Source organism: Chryseobacterium pyrolae (genome assembly GCF_025153485.1).
Taxonomy (GTDB): domain Bacteria; phylum Bacteroidota; class Bacteroidia; order Flavobacteriales; family Weeksellaceae; genus Chryseobacterium; species Chryseobacterium antibioticum.
Genome location: NZ_JANZQH010000002.1, coordinates 655,569 through 670,952, shown reverse-complemented (window position 1 = coordinate 670,952; position 15,384 = coordinate 655,569). Strand labels below are relative to the sequence as shown.

Annotated in this window: 11 protein-coding genes and 1 tRNA gene; 2 read left to right on the top strand and 10 right to left on the bottom strand. The window is 33.1% G+C overall.

The annotated features are described in order from the left end of the window. Positions 1 to 39: 39 nt before the first annotated feature. From ribD to rbfA, 6 genes are all read right to left on the bottom strand, one after another. A complete protein-coding gene (gene ribD / locus NZD88_RS06420) occupies positions 40 to 1,086 on the bottom strand; it encodes a bifunctional diaminohydroxyphosphoribosylaminopyrimidine deaminase/5-amino-6-(5-phosphoribosylamino)uracil reductase RibD (RefSeq protein WP_259828311.1) in 1,047 nt (348 codons plus the stop codon). A 63-nt stretch (positions 1,087 to 1,149) separates the two neighbouring features. Next, the gene (locus tag NZD88_RS06415) at positions 1,150 to 2,955 is read right to left on the bottom strand and encodes a DUF349 domain-containing protein (protein ID WP_259828310.1); all 1,806 of its coding nucleotides are present in this window, start codon (positions 2,953 to 2,955) and stop codon (positions 1,150 to 1,152) included. 74 nt (positions 2,956 to 3,029) lie between these two features. Then, entirely contained in the window at positions 3,030 to 3,767 is a 738-nt protein-coding gene (locus NZD88_RS06410) for a shikimate dehydrogenase family protein (protein WP_259828309.1), read from the bottom strand. A gap of 61 nt (positions 3,768 to 3,828) precedes the next feature. Next, complete coding sequence (locus tag NZD88_RS06405) at positions 3,829 to 5,637, bottom strand: endonuclease (protein WP_259828308.1); 1,809 nt, start codon at positions 5,635 to 5,637, stop codon at positions 3,829 to 3,831. Positions 5,638 to 5,707: 70 nt separating this feature from the next. Then, positions 5,708 to 6,913 (bottom strand): ABC transporter permease, encoded by a 1,206-nt coding sequence (locus NZD88_RS06400; RefSeq protein ID WP_259828306.1) that lies wholly within the window; start codon positions 6,911 to 6,913, stop codon positions 5,708 to 5,710. A gap of 4 nt (positions 6,914 to 6,917) precedes the next feature. After that, positions 6,918 to 7,277: a 30S ribosome-binding factor RbfA gene (rbfA, locus tag NZD88_RS06395; protein ID WP_169235180.1), complete on the bottom strand. Its 360-nt coding sequence runs from the start codon at positions 7,275 to 7,277 to the stop codon at positions 6,918 to 6,920. A gap of 94 nt (positions 7,278 to 7,371) precedes the next feature. On the opposite strand from rbfA, the gene mce reads away from it, so the two are divergent. Both mce and NZD88_RS06385 read left to right on the top strand, forming a co-directional pair. After that, the gene (mce, locus tag NZD88_RS06390) at positions 7,372 to 7,770 is read left to right on the top strand and encodes a methylmalonyl-CoA epimerase (RefSeq protein WP_259828305.1); all 399 of its coding nucleotides are present in this window, start codon (positions 7,372 to 7,374) and stop codon (positions 7,768 to 7,770) included. 62 nt (positions 7,771 to 7,832) lie between these two features. After that, a tRNA-Ile gene (locus NZD88_RS06385) sits at positions 7,833 to 7,906 on the top strand. Between the two features lie 71 nt (positions 7,907 to 7,977). On the opposite strand, the gene NZD88_RS06380 is transcribed toward NZD88_RS06385, so the two are convergent. The 4 genes from NZD88_RS06380 to NZD88_RS06365 all read right to left on the bottom strand — a co-directional run bounded on the left by NZD88_RS06380 (position 7,978) and on the right by NZD88_RS06365 (position 15,381). Beyond that, positions 7,978 to 9,393, bottom strand: coding sequence for a hypothetical protein (locus tag NZD88_RS06380; protein WP_259828304.1), 1,416 nt, complete (start codon positions 9,391 to 9,393; stop codon positions 7,978 to 7,980). Positions 9,394 to 9,457: 64 nt separating this feature from the next. After that, positions 9,458 to 10,129, bottom strand: coding sequence for a hypothetical protein (locus NZD88_RS06375; protein WP_259828303.1), 672 nt, complete (start codon positions 10,127 to 10,129; stop codon positions 9,458 to 9,460). 1 nt (position 10,130) lies between these two features. Beyond that, positions 10,131 to 11,999: an AAA family ATPase gene (locus NZD88_RS06370; protein ID WP_259828302.1), complete on the bottom strand. Its 1,869-nt coding sequence runs from the start codon at positions 11,997 to 11,999 to the stop codon at positions 10,131 to 10,133. Beyond that, positions 11,986 to 15,381: an Eco57I restriction-modification methylase domain-containing protein gene (locus NZD88_RS06365; protein ID WP_259828301.1), complete on the bottom strand. Its 3,396-nt coding sequence runs from the start codon at positions 15,379 to 15,381 to the stop codon at positions 11,986 to 11,988. Before NZD88_RS06365 ends, NZD88_RS06370 begins: the two co-directional genes overlap by 14 nt. Positions 15,382 to 15,384 lie beyond the last annotated feature (3 nt).

Sequence of the window (15,384 nt, the reverse complement as noted above, 5' to 3'; positions counted from 1 at the left end):
TTAATTTTTTTTTGGTTAAAGACTAATTTAACCATTTAATTAATATAATTCTCTTTTTTGGGATAAATTAACGTGTTTACTTATGCTGTTGTCACGAAAATCTTTTTGAACGGCAGTGTCGTGTTTGAACTCAGGAGCTTTTGTTCCGTTTTCAAGCTTCAGGTCATCATTTTTGATTACGATAGCTTCATCCCAAAGTCCGGTATTAATGAACTGTTGTAGGGTGTAACTTCCCCCCTCTATAATAATAGATTGGATATGTTCTTTATAAAGTGCATGCATCAGATCCTGCAGGAAATTTTCTTTTCCCACTTTAATAAATTTGATGTTGTTTTCCGCTCCTTCTTTTGTGGTATTGATCACTAAAGTTGGTGCTTCATCATTGAAGAGTTTAAAATTGTTTGGAACTTTTAAATCAAAATCTATAAGAACTCTTACCGGATTGGTTCCTTCGGCATTTCTAACTGTCAAACTCGGATTGTCGTTTAGGGCAGTCTGGGTTCCGACCAGGATGGCATGTTCGTCTGCTCTTAATTGATGAACAAATTGATTAACCAAAGGGTTTGAAATAGCTGTAGGTTTAAAATCTTTGTCTAAAAATCCGTCTCCGGATTCTGCCCATTTGAGGATAATATAAGGTCTCTTCTTCTCGTGATAGGTGAAAAACCTTTTATTTAATTCAATGCATTCTTTCTCCATTATTCCGGAAACGACTTCTATTCCGGCATCCTGGATAATCTTCTTTCCTTTGCCATTCACTTTATCATGAGAATCCATGGCACCAATTACAACTTTTTTGAATCCAAGTTCTTTGATTTTTAAAGCGCATGGCGGCGTTTTTCCATAATGTGCACAAGGCTCCAGAGAAACATAGATCGTAGACTCAGGGATCAGCTTTTTATTTTCTACAGAATTGATCGCGTTGATTTCAGCATGATTCTCTCCGGCTTTGTGATGATAACCTTCCCCGATGATCTTTCCATTATGGACGATAACACTTCCTACGAGAGGGTTGGGATAGGTGTGTCCTAGCGCTTTTTCTGCAAGTTCGATGCATCTTTTTATATATTGTTCGTCGTTGTTCATAGGGTGAAAAGAAAAGGCGAAGACAAATTTCTTTGCTTCGCCCTTATTATATTTTTTAATAGATTAATCTCCGGTAATGATATTGTGAAGATTCTGTTTTAAAGTTTCCAGATGTGCCTTTTTATCGTCGATCGTATTGAAGGTATCTCTAAGCAGAGGATTTTCTCTTGACGGCTTGTTGAAGAATGCAAGGTTGTTTTCCAGTTTTACAATTTCACCTTCAAGGTCAGAGATTTGACTCTTGATCTTTCTTGCTTTATCAGTAAGCTGATTTTCGGTTAATCCTTCTTCTTTCAGTTCAAGCTCATTGATTTTATTCAATTTCAACTTTTCTCTTAAGGTTCTGTTGAACTCGGTATTGATCGCGATTTTATCTCTCGGTACTTTTCCTATGTTATTCCAGGCTGTTTTTATAGCTTCTATTCGCTCAATACTGCCTTCGTCATTAGAAACGGTTTTCAGGTCTTCCAGAATTTCTTTTTTCTGCTTGTAATTCTCTTTCCAGTTGTCATTGGAAGCATTGTTTTTCTCTCTGTAATTATTGAAGAAAGTATTACATGCATCACGGAATTCATCCCAGATTTTGTTGGTCATGCTTTTTGGAACGTGACCTACCTTTTTCCAGTCTTCCTGAAGTTTTTTGAATAAAGGAACGGTAATATCCCATTCTTCATTCATCATATTATCCTGAGCGGTCTGGATCAGTTTCAGTTTTTCTTCAAGATTAGCCTGTTGGGAACCTTTCAGCGATTTATAATAATTATTCTTTGTTGTATTGAAGCTTCTCAATATTGTTTTGAAATCATTCCAGTTCTGGTTGGATAATTTTCTTGGAACACTTCCTGTTTTTAAGAATTCAGTACGAAGATCTTCCACTCTTTTAATGGAATTCTGCCAGTAGTTGTGATTGGGCGTTTCAGAAGGCTCAGACAATTTTTTGATCTCTGCGATAATCTGGTTTTTCTTTTCCAGATTGTCATTCTGTTCTCCTTCGATAGCTGCCGAAAGTTCAGATTTTCTTTCGTGAATTTTATTGGAAATTTCTTTGAATTCTTCCCATGTTTTTTCACGGAATTCTTCTGCTACTGGTTCAGCTTCTTCTTTCCAAAGCTTGTGAAGGTACTGAAGTTCGTTTAATGCTTTCTGAATCACAGGCTCACTTTCCAGTTCTTTAGCACGCGCAATGATATGCTGTCTTTTTTCCAGATTGTGACTGAATTCCTGCTCCAGAAATTCTTTATTCAGATCCAGCATCTGGTAAAACTGATTCAGATGGTGGAAATAGTTATTGTTAAGGATCTTGAATTCAGATTTTGCTACCTGACCCGCTTTTGACCATTCTTCTTTGATTTCACGGATAGATTTGAAAAGGTTGGTTCCCGGTTCAGAATTGGTGTAAAGATTTTTAAGCCTTTCTATAATGTTCTGACGGTGATCAAGGTTTTTCTTCTGTTCTTCATCCTGAGATTTCTGGTACGTGTCATGTTTCTCTCTGAAAATATTAATCAATGCAGAAAGTTTAGACTGTAGAGGATGCTCATAGCTGAAATTTTCAGAAGCATTTCCTCCTTCTTCATATTCATGCTTTTTATCTTCCACTTCATCATGGATGTAATGACTCGCTTTTTCTTTTAACTGATTGAATCTTTTGAAATTTTCCCCAGCATTGGTTGTGTTGATGATGGTTTCCATTTCTTTCAAAGCATCAGCCAGAGAGATATCATCAGCATGTTCCTCTTCCAAATGTTCTGTTTCATCAGCAGGAGTACTTTCAGCATGAACAGCCGGTGTTTCTGATGTTTCTTGTTGAGATACTTCGGTAGAAATTTTATTTTCTTCGTTTTCAGAAAGATTGTTTTCTGTAGTCATAGCAAATCTTTTATGTGAGTGGCGTTATTTCCTTTTGTATATAGCTGTAAAGCCAATTAAGGTACTAATTTAGGTTATTTTTTTTGAAAATTCCAAATTTCCCAAGCTTTTTCTGCTTGCTGTTCAAGCATGTAATATCCGTTCACGGTTTTAGCTCCTTTTTCAGATGCTTTAATGATGAATTGAGTATAGTTTGGGTTGTAGATGAGATCGATGATCAGATGTTCTGAAGTGATACCGTCAAAAGGAAATTCGAGGCAGTCCTCAACATTGGGGAATGTCCCAACGGGCGTGCACTGGATGATGATTTTATGGTCACGAACTGTATCGGTATCCAGATTTTTAAAATTAATTTCAGAATTTCTGGAAATGGTAATGGATGGGATTTCATGTTTATCCATGATATATTTCACAGCTTTTGCAGCGCCTCCGTTTCCCAGAATCAAAGCTTTGTCGTGGTATATTTTCTTGTGAAGCAGAAGGGTTTTCTCAAAACCAAAAGCATCGGTATTATAGCCAGTCTTTTTGCCGTCTTTAATCAAAACGCAGTTTACGGCGCCTATTTTTTCAGCTTCGTCACTAAGCCCATCAAGATAATCAATGATCTTTTCCTTGTAAGGGATCGTCACATTGAATCCTAAAAGGTCCGGATCAGTAAGGAGGTTTTCCACTTCATTCATTTCATTCAGGTCAAAAATATCGTAGGTAAAGTCTTTCAGCATCAGCTTCTGAAACTTGTCTTCAAAGAATTTTTTGGAAAAGGAATAGGAAATATTCTTTCCTATCAGCCCTAGTTTTTTATTGGAATCCATAGATCAAAAATAAAAAAAAGACCGAATAAATCGGTCTTTGTTCTCAAATATTTTTTACGGTTTATTCTACAATGAATTTTGTAGAGAAACTGTCTGTTTTTAGGATGTAATTCCCTTTAGTAATTCCTTTAAGATTGATCTTATTAGAGTTTTTGAATGGATTGGCAATCACTTCAATAAGTTTTCCTGAAAGGTCATAGATTTCAGCTTTTGAAATTTTGCTTAGGTTTTCGCCTTTTACAAATAATTCATTGTTTTTTACAGGGTTAGGGTAGATGCTGAATTCTGATTTTTCCTTTTTCACCTCTGAAGTTCCAAGGGCACCGAAACATGTCCAGGTAAGGTCATCCAGAGCCACTCTGTTTCCACTGGAAGATACAGGATTAACAATTTTAATCACTATGTTTCCGCTTACATTGATATTGTTGATATTCAATGTAGATACTGTTTTATTAGCTGTGTATGTTATAGTACCTACCTGTACGTCGTTTATAAATACGTTTAGAGATCCTGCTGTACTTCCGTATTTTAACTGTGTCTTTATTTCTAAATTCTTAATGCCTCCTGAAATAGGGGAACTTGTTAAAGTACCGTTTCTGAGTGTAATTGCTTTTCCATTCATAGTTTCATCAGCTCTTGAAACTGTAGAAGTCCAGTTGATATTATTATTGGTCCACGTTATTGTTGCATAAGTGTTTGGAGCACCAGTAATCATTTCAAAATCTTCAGTTCCACAACCTGTATTTCCGCCAGGTTGTCCTGCCAGAGTGGTTCCGTCTGCAGAATTACTTTGTGGTGAAGCGTTTCCTGAAGCATCTTTAGCAATTACATAAAATGTATACGTAGTAGAAGGCGTTAATCCCTGAACCGTTGCTGTAGTTCCTGAAACTGTAGTTTGTAATACTCCGTTTGCATATACATCGTAACCTATAACGCCAATATTATCTGTAGCGGCAGTCCAGCTTAAAGATATTGTACTGGAAGTAGGATTCTGAGTAATAAGATTGGTAGCAGCAGTTGGAGCCTGAGTATCTACAACCTGTGTTCCCCAGATTAGCTCAACAAATTCCGGATGATCAATGAATGGATTTTTGTTTTTCTGATATTCGTAAGTCGCGTTATTTCTTGAAATTTCAGCAGGTGATACAGGATCTGCTGCATGCCATGCCCTTAACTGATCAAGCTCCCAGGTTTGTAGTCCCGGAAATGCTGTTGTCCCAAGCATACCTCCCGTTCCGTTGGTGCTTGTAAAGTTTCCTAATTGAGATTGATATCTTGTTACAAAATAAAAGATCATTCTTGCAACATCACCTTTAAATGCATCAATAGGTTCAAATACAATTCCGGTATATCCAGGAGATACAGATGTTCCTAATTTTGATCCGTTTTGAGATGTGAAAGATGGGCTAGTGTTTACTTTTCCAAATGGATAATTAGATCTCATCCCATTTACTTTTCCGTCTGTTGCTCTGATGAAGTTGACATCAGCCACCATTGGAGAAGCCTCATCAAAGAGACTTTGAGGAACAATATGCTCTCTGTTGTAACAGTCACTTTCAACGGAGTATTGTCCACATTGGTTAGTGCCGATCGTAAAATTGTAAGGATCTTGTCCCGTCGGATTTTCAGAATAAATATCTAAAACAGATCCGTCATTTTCATAGAAGTAGTCACGATCGGTTGTCTGGTAAGCCGTCCATAAACCATTGTAAGTTTTAGCCTGGTGGCCGTCCGTGATAATTTGGCTTAACTTGTTTTTTAAAGTTATACCAGTCAAACCTGCAGTTCCATCATAATAGGTGGCAGGTGCCTGCGCTGATACAGCAATCATTGCAAAACTCAGCAGAAAAAAGGATAAAATTCGTTTCATTTAAAAAAAATTGGGCCGTAAAGGTACGAAAAATCAAAAATGAAGGCGATTTTATTTTAGATCAAGTATATTAACTTTTAGTAATATAGTCTTTGTTGATTCTGGAAAAGAACCACGAAATAATGATTCCAAAAAGAGAAGCTGTGAGGGCTACGATAAGATAATTTTTTCCAACAATTTTTACAGGGAAAGGTAATAATTCATTGGCTCTGAAGAATTCAGTATAAAGCTGGAAATAACAAAGGATGGTTCCTGCGATTAATCCCGAAATCACTCCGGAAATTACAATGAGTATTCCCGTATAAAAATACGTCATCCTTAAATGACTCAGTGGAAAACCGAGTGAAATAAGAGATTTTGACTGTTCTTTTTTATCAATTTGAAGGATAATAATGGCTCCGGCTAAGTTGAAGGTTGTAATGAAAATAACCAGTGCAAAAATCAGGTAGATGAACATTTTTTCTGTATTGATCATCTTCCAGAAGGCCGCATTTTCTTCTTCCTTGGTTTTTATTTCAATATTTTTTCCCAATGCTGTAAGAAGACTTTGCTTGACGGCATCAGCCGTTTCCGGATTTTTTAATTTGATAACAATCTGGTATGCTGATTTCTTTGGTAAACTAAGAAGTTCTTCGGTAAGTTCTATTGGAGCGATAATATAACTGTCCAGTTGCTCTTTTCCAGGGAAAACTCCGGTAACCAGAAAATCTCTTTTGTTATAAATGTCTTCCTCTTTGTTGATGATCCCGGTTCCCGGCTTAGGCATGAAAACGGTAGCATAATTGCTTGTGGAATCAATAGGAATGGAAAGCCTGTTGTGCAGGTTGGTTTCCATCAATACTTCATTGGAGTATTTGAAACTGGGATACGTTCCGTAGAATACATCCTCGTTAATAGGATTGACCTTTATATAAGCGGAGTCTACCCCTCTTAAATAAGCAATATCGCCCTTACCTTTATAGTTGACATACACTTTTTCCTCAATTACCCGGGAAAAATTGCTGATCGCTTTATTGTTTTTTAAAACATGAATAACCTTGTCAATATCTTTTACCGTTTTCCCTGAAGCACTTTTAAGAGTCAGGTCTGCATGAAGATTGGAGATAAGGTCTTTGTTCAGGGTTTCAAGTCCGGAGAATACGGAAATGATTACGAACATTGCAGTCACAGCAACCATCATGGCGCCTGCCGAAAGCCACGTAATGAACGTCACGGCGGTACTACCTTTTTTAGCCAAAAGGTATCTGGATGCTATGTAAAATGCAATATTCTTCAAGATCTTATAAAACCGGGTTGTCGCCTTCGCCTCTTAATTCTCTTTCTAATTTTTCAACGTCATCAAGAGCGGTATCCAGGTAGAAGTTAAGTTGGGGAATGATACGTACCTGTTTTCCCATTTTCTGGCCAATAAAATTTCTGTACTGAGCTTTATTTTCTTCAATTTCCTTCATGACCGCAGAACGGAATTCCTGAGGGAAAATGCTTAAATAAATTTTAGCAACACCAAGGTCTGCTGATACTTTTACGTCTGAAACGGATACTAATATACTCTGCTTGCTTTCTGAAGCCTGTTTGCGGAAAAGCTCTGCGAAGTCTTCCTGAATGATCTGTGCTACTTTTCTTTGTCTGTTACTTTCCATAAGTTATGCAAATTTAGTACTTTTGTTTGAATTGATACCTTTGAAATTCAGCTCCGGTATCAAATTTACGATTTAATTATATTTATTAGTATTTATGAAGCTAGAACATATTGGTATTGCCGTGAAATCTTTGGAAGTCTCTGACGAGCTTTTTACCAAATTATTAGGAAAAAAATCCTATAAAAAAGAAAGTGTGGAAAGGGAAGGGGTAGTGACTTCTTTCTATGCAACGGGAGAAAGTAAAATAGAACTGTTAGAAGCGAGTAATCCTGAGAGTCCGATCTCAAAATTTATCGATAAAAGGGGCGAAGGCATCCATCATCTGGCATTTAGCGTGGAAAATATTCTTGAGGAGATCGAAAGATTAAAAAAAGAAGGATTCCAGTTTATCTCCGAAGAACCGAAAGAAGGTGCTGATAACAAATTAGTTGTCTTCCTACACCCGAAATCCACGAATGGGGTACTGGTAGAACTTTGTCAAGAAAAGCAATAAAAAGTTTTGTAGTGAAAGAAATTTTACTATTTTTGCAATCACAAAATTTAACCAAGTTTTGAGGTCCTATAGCTCAGTTGGTTAGAGCACCTGACTCATAATCAGGTGGTCCCTGGTTCGAGCCCAGGTGGGACCACGAATTAAACCCTTGAATGCGCTGGTATTCAAGGGTTAATTTTTTGTGGGGGCTAAGTAGGGGGGCTGTTACTAAGTAGGAATAATTATTATATCTAAACAATAGCATTCTCCACCATTATTATATGCTGTTCCAAGAACAATTTCAGTATTTTTAAAATTCCAAACTCTAATTATATCATCATTTGGATCATCTTTTTCTAGATCATAATAACCTTTGTTTTCAAAATCTACTCCAAAGAGGTTAATTAGTTTATTGGTTAGTATTTCAGCTTCTTTGTACATAATAAAATTAGAATTATAATACCTTTGACAATATAATTTTATTGAATTTTGACTGTAGCTGATTCTATTGAAGTAATTAAAAAATTTATGATGATTTTTTAAAATTATTGAGTGATCTGTAGCATTATCGTCATTATTGCTTAAGATTAAACTGTTTTTTAATTCATAATCTAATGTTTCGAAAAAAGATTTAATATCATTTTCCTCTTGTTGTAGAAATAAATTTCTGTTATTGAGGAACTCTTTAACATCGTAAATTTTTGTTTGTATTTTAAAAAATTTAAATGTTAGGTAAGCTTTGGTAGCTAGTCCTTTATCATCAGTAACTAAAATGTCAGAATATGATGCGTACCAAGCATGATTTGCATCTGTATTTATACTACCTAATGATTGTGACTTCCTGAGGGGTTTGTCTTTCGTTACATTATGTAGTTCCAATGAATTGAAAAAAAGAATAAATTTATCATAATCATTATAATGGTTAACTGATTCAAAAGTTTTCTTCATTATGTCTGTAAAGCTATTTCCTCCGAAGTTTTCTTTAAATTTTTCATCAAATTGATCCTTCCATTTTTCAAAACTGTATTTGTCACTATTAACATATTCTTCCATCATCTTTTTAAGTTCTATTACTTCATGTCGATCTGTCAAGAGCTTATTTCCAAATTTGAAAAAATGTTCCAACATAGAACCAACTGTTAGATTTTCATCTTCTGGTAAATATTTTTCGGAAAGCTGTTTCTCCTTTTCGTCTAAGTCAGATTTTTGAAAATTAGGAATTGGAATATTGAATAAATTATCTAAAAGGTTTTTCGTTATTTTTGAAAATTCATCATCTTCCTCTCCTTCAATAGTCGGAAAAAGAGAATCCATAATATTGGTTGTAGGACTATGGAAATTTTTAGCAACAGTAAAATCTGTATCGTAAAAAGATTCTGTCGGTTTCGCCAATAGGCAGTTCGTTTTTCTTTTGATGCCGTCATAATCAAAATAATGATTTTTTACATACTTTTCTAGCAGATCCAAATCTTCTTTCCAAAATGAAGCGTCAGAATTTGATAAATCTTGATGATGTGCGTGCGAATATGTAAAAATAAAAATATCCTTCAAATCTTCCATTAACTCTTTAAGTTGTGGATTGAAATTTCTTTTTTCTTCTTTTAAGAAAGAGTAGATGTTTTTATCACAATATATTCTAATCATAATTATCGTTTGTCCGTTTCACATAAAATAATCAAAATTCAGAAATTTCAAGCGAAGACTTTATTCAATTATTTTTTTGATATTTATCAGAAATATCATCATAGCCACGTTGCCAAAAATACATGTCTACAATTTTCATCTTTGGGTAAAACATTTCTCTTTTTTCATTAAGAAGATTTTGGCATTCACAAATTTCATTGTATTCAATATTTTCTACAAAATGAAATAAATGTTCTAAACAAAATTCTGATAGATTAATAAAACAATAATCCTCTTGTTTAACACCATGTAAAAAATATCTATCAAAAGCTGGTAAACAACCTAAAGTACCCATTATTACTTTCGTGATAAGAGTTATTGTAGGATTGATTTTGTAATTTTTATAATTTCTGGTAAACAATATAGAGCCATAATATTTTTCGAGTTCTTTGATAAGCCCGTTTAGATCTTTAATATTATTTCGGGATATTTCAAAGGAAGAAGAACATTGCAAATGCTTATAATCTAAAATAATATCTACAGCTCCATTATGAACTTTATGATTTTTTTGAAGAAGACCACTTGAACCTCGATACATACCCCAACTTGCTAAGTAAAAAGCAAGATGTATTGAAAGTGTCTCTCTATTATTATTTTTTTGAAATGCTTCATAGCAATTTTCCCATGAGGTATATCTATGGTCAGAATCAATTTCAATATTATTTAAAAACCTTAAAATTGTAGATTTTGTTTTCACATTAATTAAGATCTAATTTTGAAATAATCTCATCGTCATTTGCATATGTTTTACCCAAGAATGAAGATAAACGAGTTATACATTTTTTTAAATTTTTATATTGATTACCTAGAGGCGTCACAGTTCCGTCTGAGCTTATTTTTTTTAATACAATTACTTCACATTTATTTAAATATTTGTTTCCATCTAAAAGGGTAAATTGTTTGAGATGCTCTTTCAAAAAGATTTCATACGTAGTCAGTTCTCCAGTTGAATCAGTATCAATAAATTTAATAATTGAGTTTGCATCCTTTATTTCTTTTAAGGTTACAGTGTGTAATATTTTAACTTTTGGAACCAATTCCAGTAATTTTTCTAATTCTTCTCTATACGCAGGAGTATCAATATTATCATGTGAAAAAGGATTTAATATATGATCTTTATAAACAAATAAATCAGTAATAATATCAGTTGAAACACTGTTTGCAGTATGTATATTTTTTAGTTCCGTTAATAAGTCATTAAATTGTTTTCCTGTAGTAGTTTTTGTACTTCTATCAATCGTCAATTTACTATTATCTGGCAAAAAATTAAAAATAATATTTTCAAATCCTTGTCGCAGTGCATTTGCACAAGCTGGATAATCAAAAGCTTTTAAGTGCTTTTCAGCTCTTTCAAAATAATCACTGTTTTTTTCAATATATGGTCTTTGTGGTACTTTTGAGGTATCTAAATATATTTCTTTAAAAAGCCATTGACTTTCATCCAAACTTAATTTTATTCTCTGTTTGCAAAGATTGTAAAATGCTTTATCATGTGTGAAAATCACTTTTTGGAATTCGTCAAAATAGTTTAATGCAGGTAATTTATCTGTATTTAAAAATGTTTTAATAACTTTTTCACGATTTCCCATATCAAGGCTGATTAACATATCGTCTAAGCACAATATTTTATAGTCAGAAGTTGTTACACGGGTCTGTAAAGCGCCTATTCTGACAGCTATTGCTATTCTTGTTAGTTGAGCCTCATTTAAAAATGATTGCGGTCTTTTTATAGAAATCCAACGATTATTTACTTCGTCAAAAAACTTTAGAGATAAAATAATGGAGTAGTCATGCCTATTATTATCGATTTTGTTGTAAGCAAGTTTATCTTTAAAGGTGAGATTCAATTCAATTTTATCATTATTATCAAAAAAATATTCTTTTAGAAAAGAGTTTGCATTGTTTTGAATTTCTTCGAGAAATAAATCTATACTTCCATTTAAATTTGTAATTTTTTCCTCATACTGAGTTCTTGGACCTCCGCTTCTCTTTCTTCCAGTTCGAAGGCTTCTAGGAACTCCTTTAGTTAAACTAAAAATCTCCTCTTGATAATACTTATCTGTCTCAGTCCTTCGATAAAATGGAAATATATCATGTTCAAAAACTTTCCATAGATTAATTTCCTGCTTATGGGTAACATTGTAGAAATTGTGAAGAAATTTGTAATTAATAAAATCACTTGCGGCATTTGCCATTGATATTGATAAATTGTTTTTATCAATATCCGTAGTAGAATCAGTATATCTAATATGATCTACAATAGTATTTCCTACTATCTCATCTCTGGTATGTAGTTCAACAAATGCTTCATCAGTGGCAGTAGCATATATATTTTTTAAGCTTGAAAAAGTAAGCGGGTTAGCTTCATCAAACTGTACAAAATAGTCTTTAATCTTATCTTGTTTTTTTGTGGTGCTTTGCAAAAAAGTGTAGATACCCCAAAATATGGAGGACTTACCACTTCCATTTTCACCGTAAAGCAACAAGTTTTTAGAATTAAAATCTATCTCTTGTTCACCATTGAAAGCTTTGAAGTTTTTAAAAATAATTTTATCAATCTTCTTCATTTGGACTAAGTATTTTTCCTACAGTATCAGGACATTTTAAACTCATTAATTTTAGACGATTTCTAACTTCGGAATGTGAGGATGTTAGATGTACGAAAAGATCTGTTATTTGTTGTTTAATATCAACATTCATATTTGAAAGCTCATCGATGATTCCTTTTACATACACAAGAATTTGAACATTTTGTTTCTTCATCTCGTCTGCATAAATAGTTTCCACGATGCACGCATCTACTAAATCTTCAAAGGCTTGTGAAATGACTTTATTGCTGATACGAGTACTTATTGGGTCATTTTGAGAATTATTCAAGTAAAGGAGGTAATTACAGAGAACATCAAATGTTTTCTGCTCTTCCACAGAAATTTTTGGTATAAATAATTTACGCACATTTTGAGGTTTAACTTCAGCAAAAGTTCTTCCTTCTTCTTGCGTAATGTTTTTATAAACTAAACTATTTAATTTACTATTTAACGACAACAGGGCGAACTCATAACTTACACTATAATTTTCAGCAATTTTAAATACTAAAATGCTATTTAAAGTGTAATATGCCTTTTTATCTAATGTTGCCCTAATATTGTCTGACGTCTGTCTAAGAATTATTTTTGTTTCATCGAAAAGTGCAGGATATCGCTGTCTACCCAAAGCATACCAAGGTAATATTCCTGCTTTACTTTCACTTCGTTGAGATAATTTATCTTTAAATTCTAATAAATAATTTTTAATTTTAGGATAAGATTCAATCTGGGTTTCTCTTGAAGTATAAATCAAGACATTTCCCTTATAGTTTACGCTGTATTTATCAATTTCTCCACCTACTAAAATTGGCTTTAAAATTTCTTTTTCAAAGCCTTTATTTAGAGCAACTTCCTCAGTAATTCTAAATACCTTATCACTTCCAGTGCTTATACCGCTTGCTACTTCTAATGCTATTTCATCAACCGTCCAGCTTTTTTCAGCAATATCTTTCATTATTTTTACAGTTGAACTACTCACTCCAATAACTAAATCAGGAACTTCGCTGATTTCTTTATTAGACAATAATTTTTGAGCTTGATCAAAGTCAATTGTAGAAATTGTTTGTTTACGATTATCACTGTAAGCGATTTCGTAGTCCTCAATACTAGTTTTTACTGTAACAAAAATACAAGTAGGAACATCTGCATTTTCAAAGGTGTTATCACCAAGATTTATTATTCTTTTTAAATAATTTTTATTAATAAGTAGGTCTCGGGTTTTTGTATTTTCATTTTGAAATAGCAAGTTATTGGGTACAATGAAAGAAAGGATACCTTTATCTTTAAGTAAAATAAAAGACTTAGAAATAAAATAATTAAAAGTATCGGGAGTCCGCATATGAACATTGCTGTATAATGCTTTAAAAAGAGATTTCTCATCTTTTGAAAGCTTAGCTCCATACGGTGGATTACCAATTACAATATCAAATCCATCCTTAATACCAAACATCCACCAAGAGTCAAACCAAGAACAGCTTTTATCTTCAAAAGGATTAAACTCGCTTATTCTTTTGTATATTTCTGCATCTTCTCCAGTTGCCCATTCTCTTGAAGTTGTCCATAATTTGTTTTGAAGATTTCTAAATTCTCGTTCTAAATCTTTTTTATTTTCTTTATTGGCATCAAAGTACCGATCTCTAATTTTTTCGATTTCATCTGCGATTTCATTTGTTAAACCTAAATCTCCTTTGGGTTGACCTAAAGGAACTAATGTGTTTGCACAAACAATTTTAAATGAAAGATTGGGTAATGGTTGCGGTTTAGGTTCATCTACAACCAAACTTAACCAAAAACGTAGTCTAGCAATATCTACTGCACCAGGATCTATATCTACACCATAGATACTTTCCTCTATAATATGTTTTTTGATTTCTGCATCGGAAACTTTTTTTGTAAATCCTGACATTTCCATCAAGAAAATTTGTGCATTAAAAATTTCTTGTAAAAGTCCCATAGGAAAAGCTCCTGATCCAATTGCAGGATCACAAATTTTTACCTGCTTTAAATCATCAATAATTTTAAAAGCTTGTTTTTCTGCAAATTTAAGTTCAGATTCATCTAATTCTTCTTGTGAAATTATTTTTCTAATTGCAGATTTAGCCACTTCATTTTTAGCACCTTCTAATTCATTTTTAGAGATTAAGTATGCCAATAAACTTTCTTTAGACATATAATGTACAATCTCTTTTGGTGTATAGAATGCACCCTTGTCTTTATTATCTTCTAATAAGTTTTCAAAAATATGCCCTAACATTTCAGGGTCAACAGCAATGGTATGTTCATCTGGAGCATCTTCGTAAACTGTAAAGTTGAAATTATTAAAATTCTCAAAAAGTTTATCAAATATAGATGATGGCAAAGCTATTTTATCATATTGAAAATCTTGTGATCTGTCAAATAGCCCACCATTAAGATACGGAAAACGGAAATCTTGATTTTCATTTTCTGACTGCGGATTATTAAGAGTGTCAAAAAATAAGGGAACTAAATAATCACTATAAAAAAGCTCCTTATACTTTGCGTTTTTATAAAGTTGGTAAAGGTATTCTGAATTTCCCTCATCCCAATTTTTCCCTTTTTCTACTGCAAGCCAACCTTTTTTCTGAATAAAATAAAGAAAGACAATACGACCAAGCATTCTTTTGAAAAAATCTCTAACAGCTTTGTCATCATTTTTAAAAATATCATTAAAATCGAAATGAGGATCATGCACTTTTGTAACTGTCCATTTTCCTCCCTTTTTCACATAACGAGAACCGGTTATATATTCTACAAAATCTTCATAGATCTCTTTGTAGTTTTTAAAAAACTCTTTTCCTAATTTTTCAACTGAAAAAGCATCTTCAAAATCTTCAAGATTTAAAAATTGATATAAATTTTCTTTTTGTTTTTGAATGAGTTTATCAAATCTTTGAGCAGCTGTAAGTGCTTTTTCGCCTTTGCCGAAAAGATAAGTATATCTTTTGGGTGCAGTTTCTTGGGTTTCAATTAAGTTAGTTTCTGAATTTTTAATTTTTCTCTTGCTAATATAACTGAATCTCCATTTTTCACCCTGTACAAAAACAACCATAGCACCTGCAACCTGTGACGAAATATCTTTAATGAGATTACGAAGTGCAACACGGTTTCTAGAAAGATTTACTTTTTCATTAAGCTCAATCTCAAAAATTCCTATTTTAGTAAATTCATTAATCTCATAATTTCCTAAGCTCAGACATTTTTTAGTAATAGTTTTGTCGGCTAAAGTAATTACTCTGTCTTCAGCATTTAATTTATTATTTGTAAACTGTGTCTGTAAAAAGTTCTTCCAAACTTTTCTATCGTAAGGACTTTCGAGTATTTTTCTTATCTCTGCTTTTGTCATTTT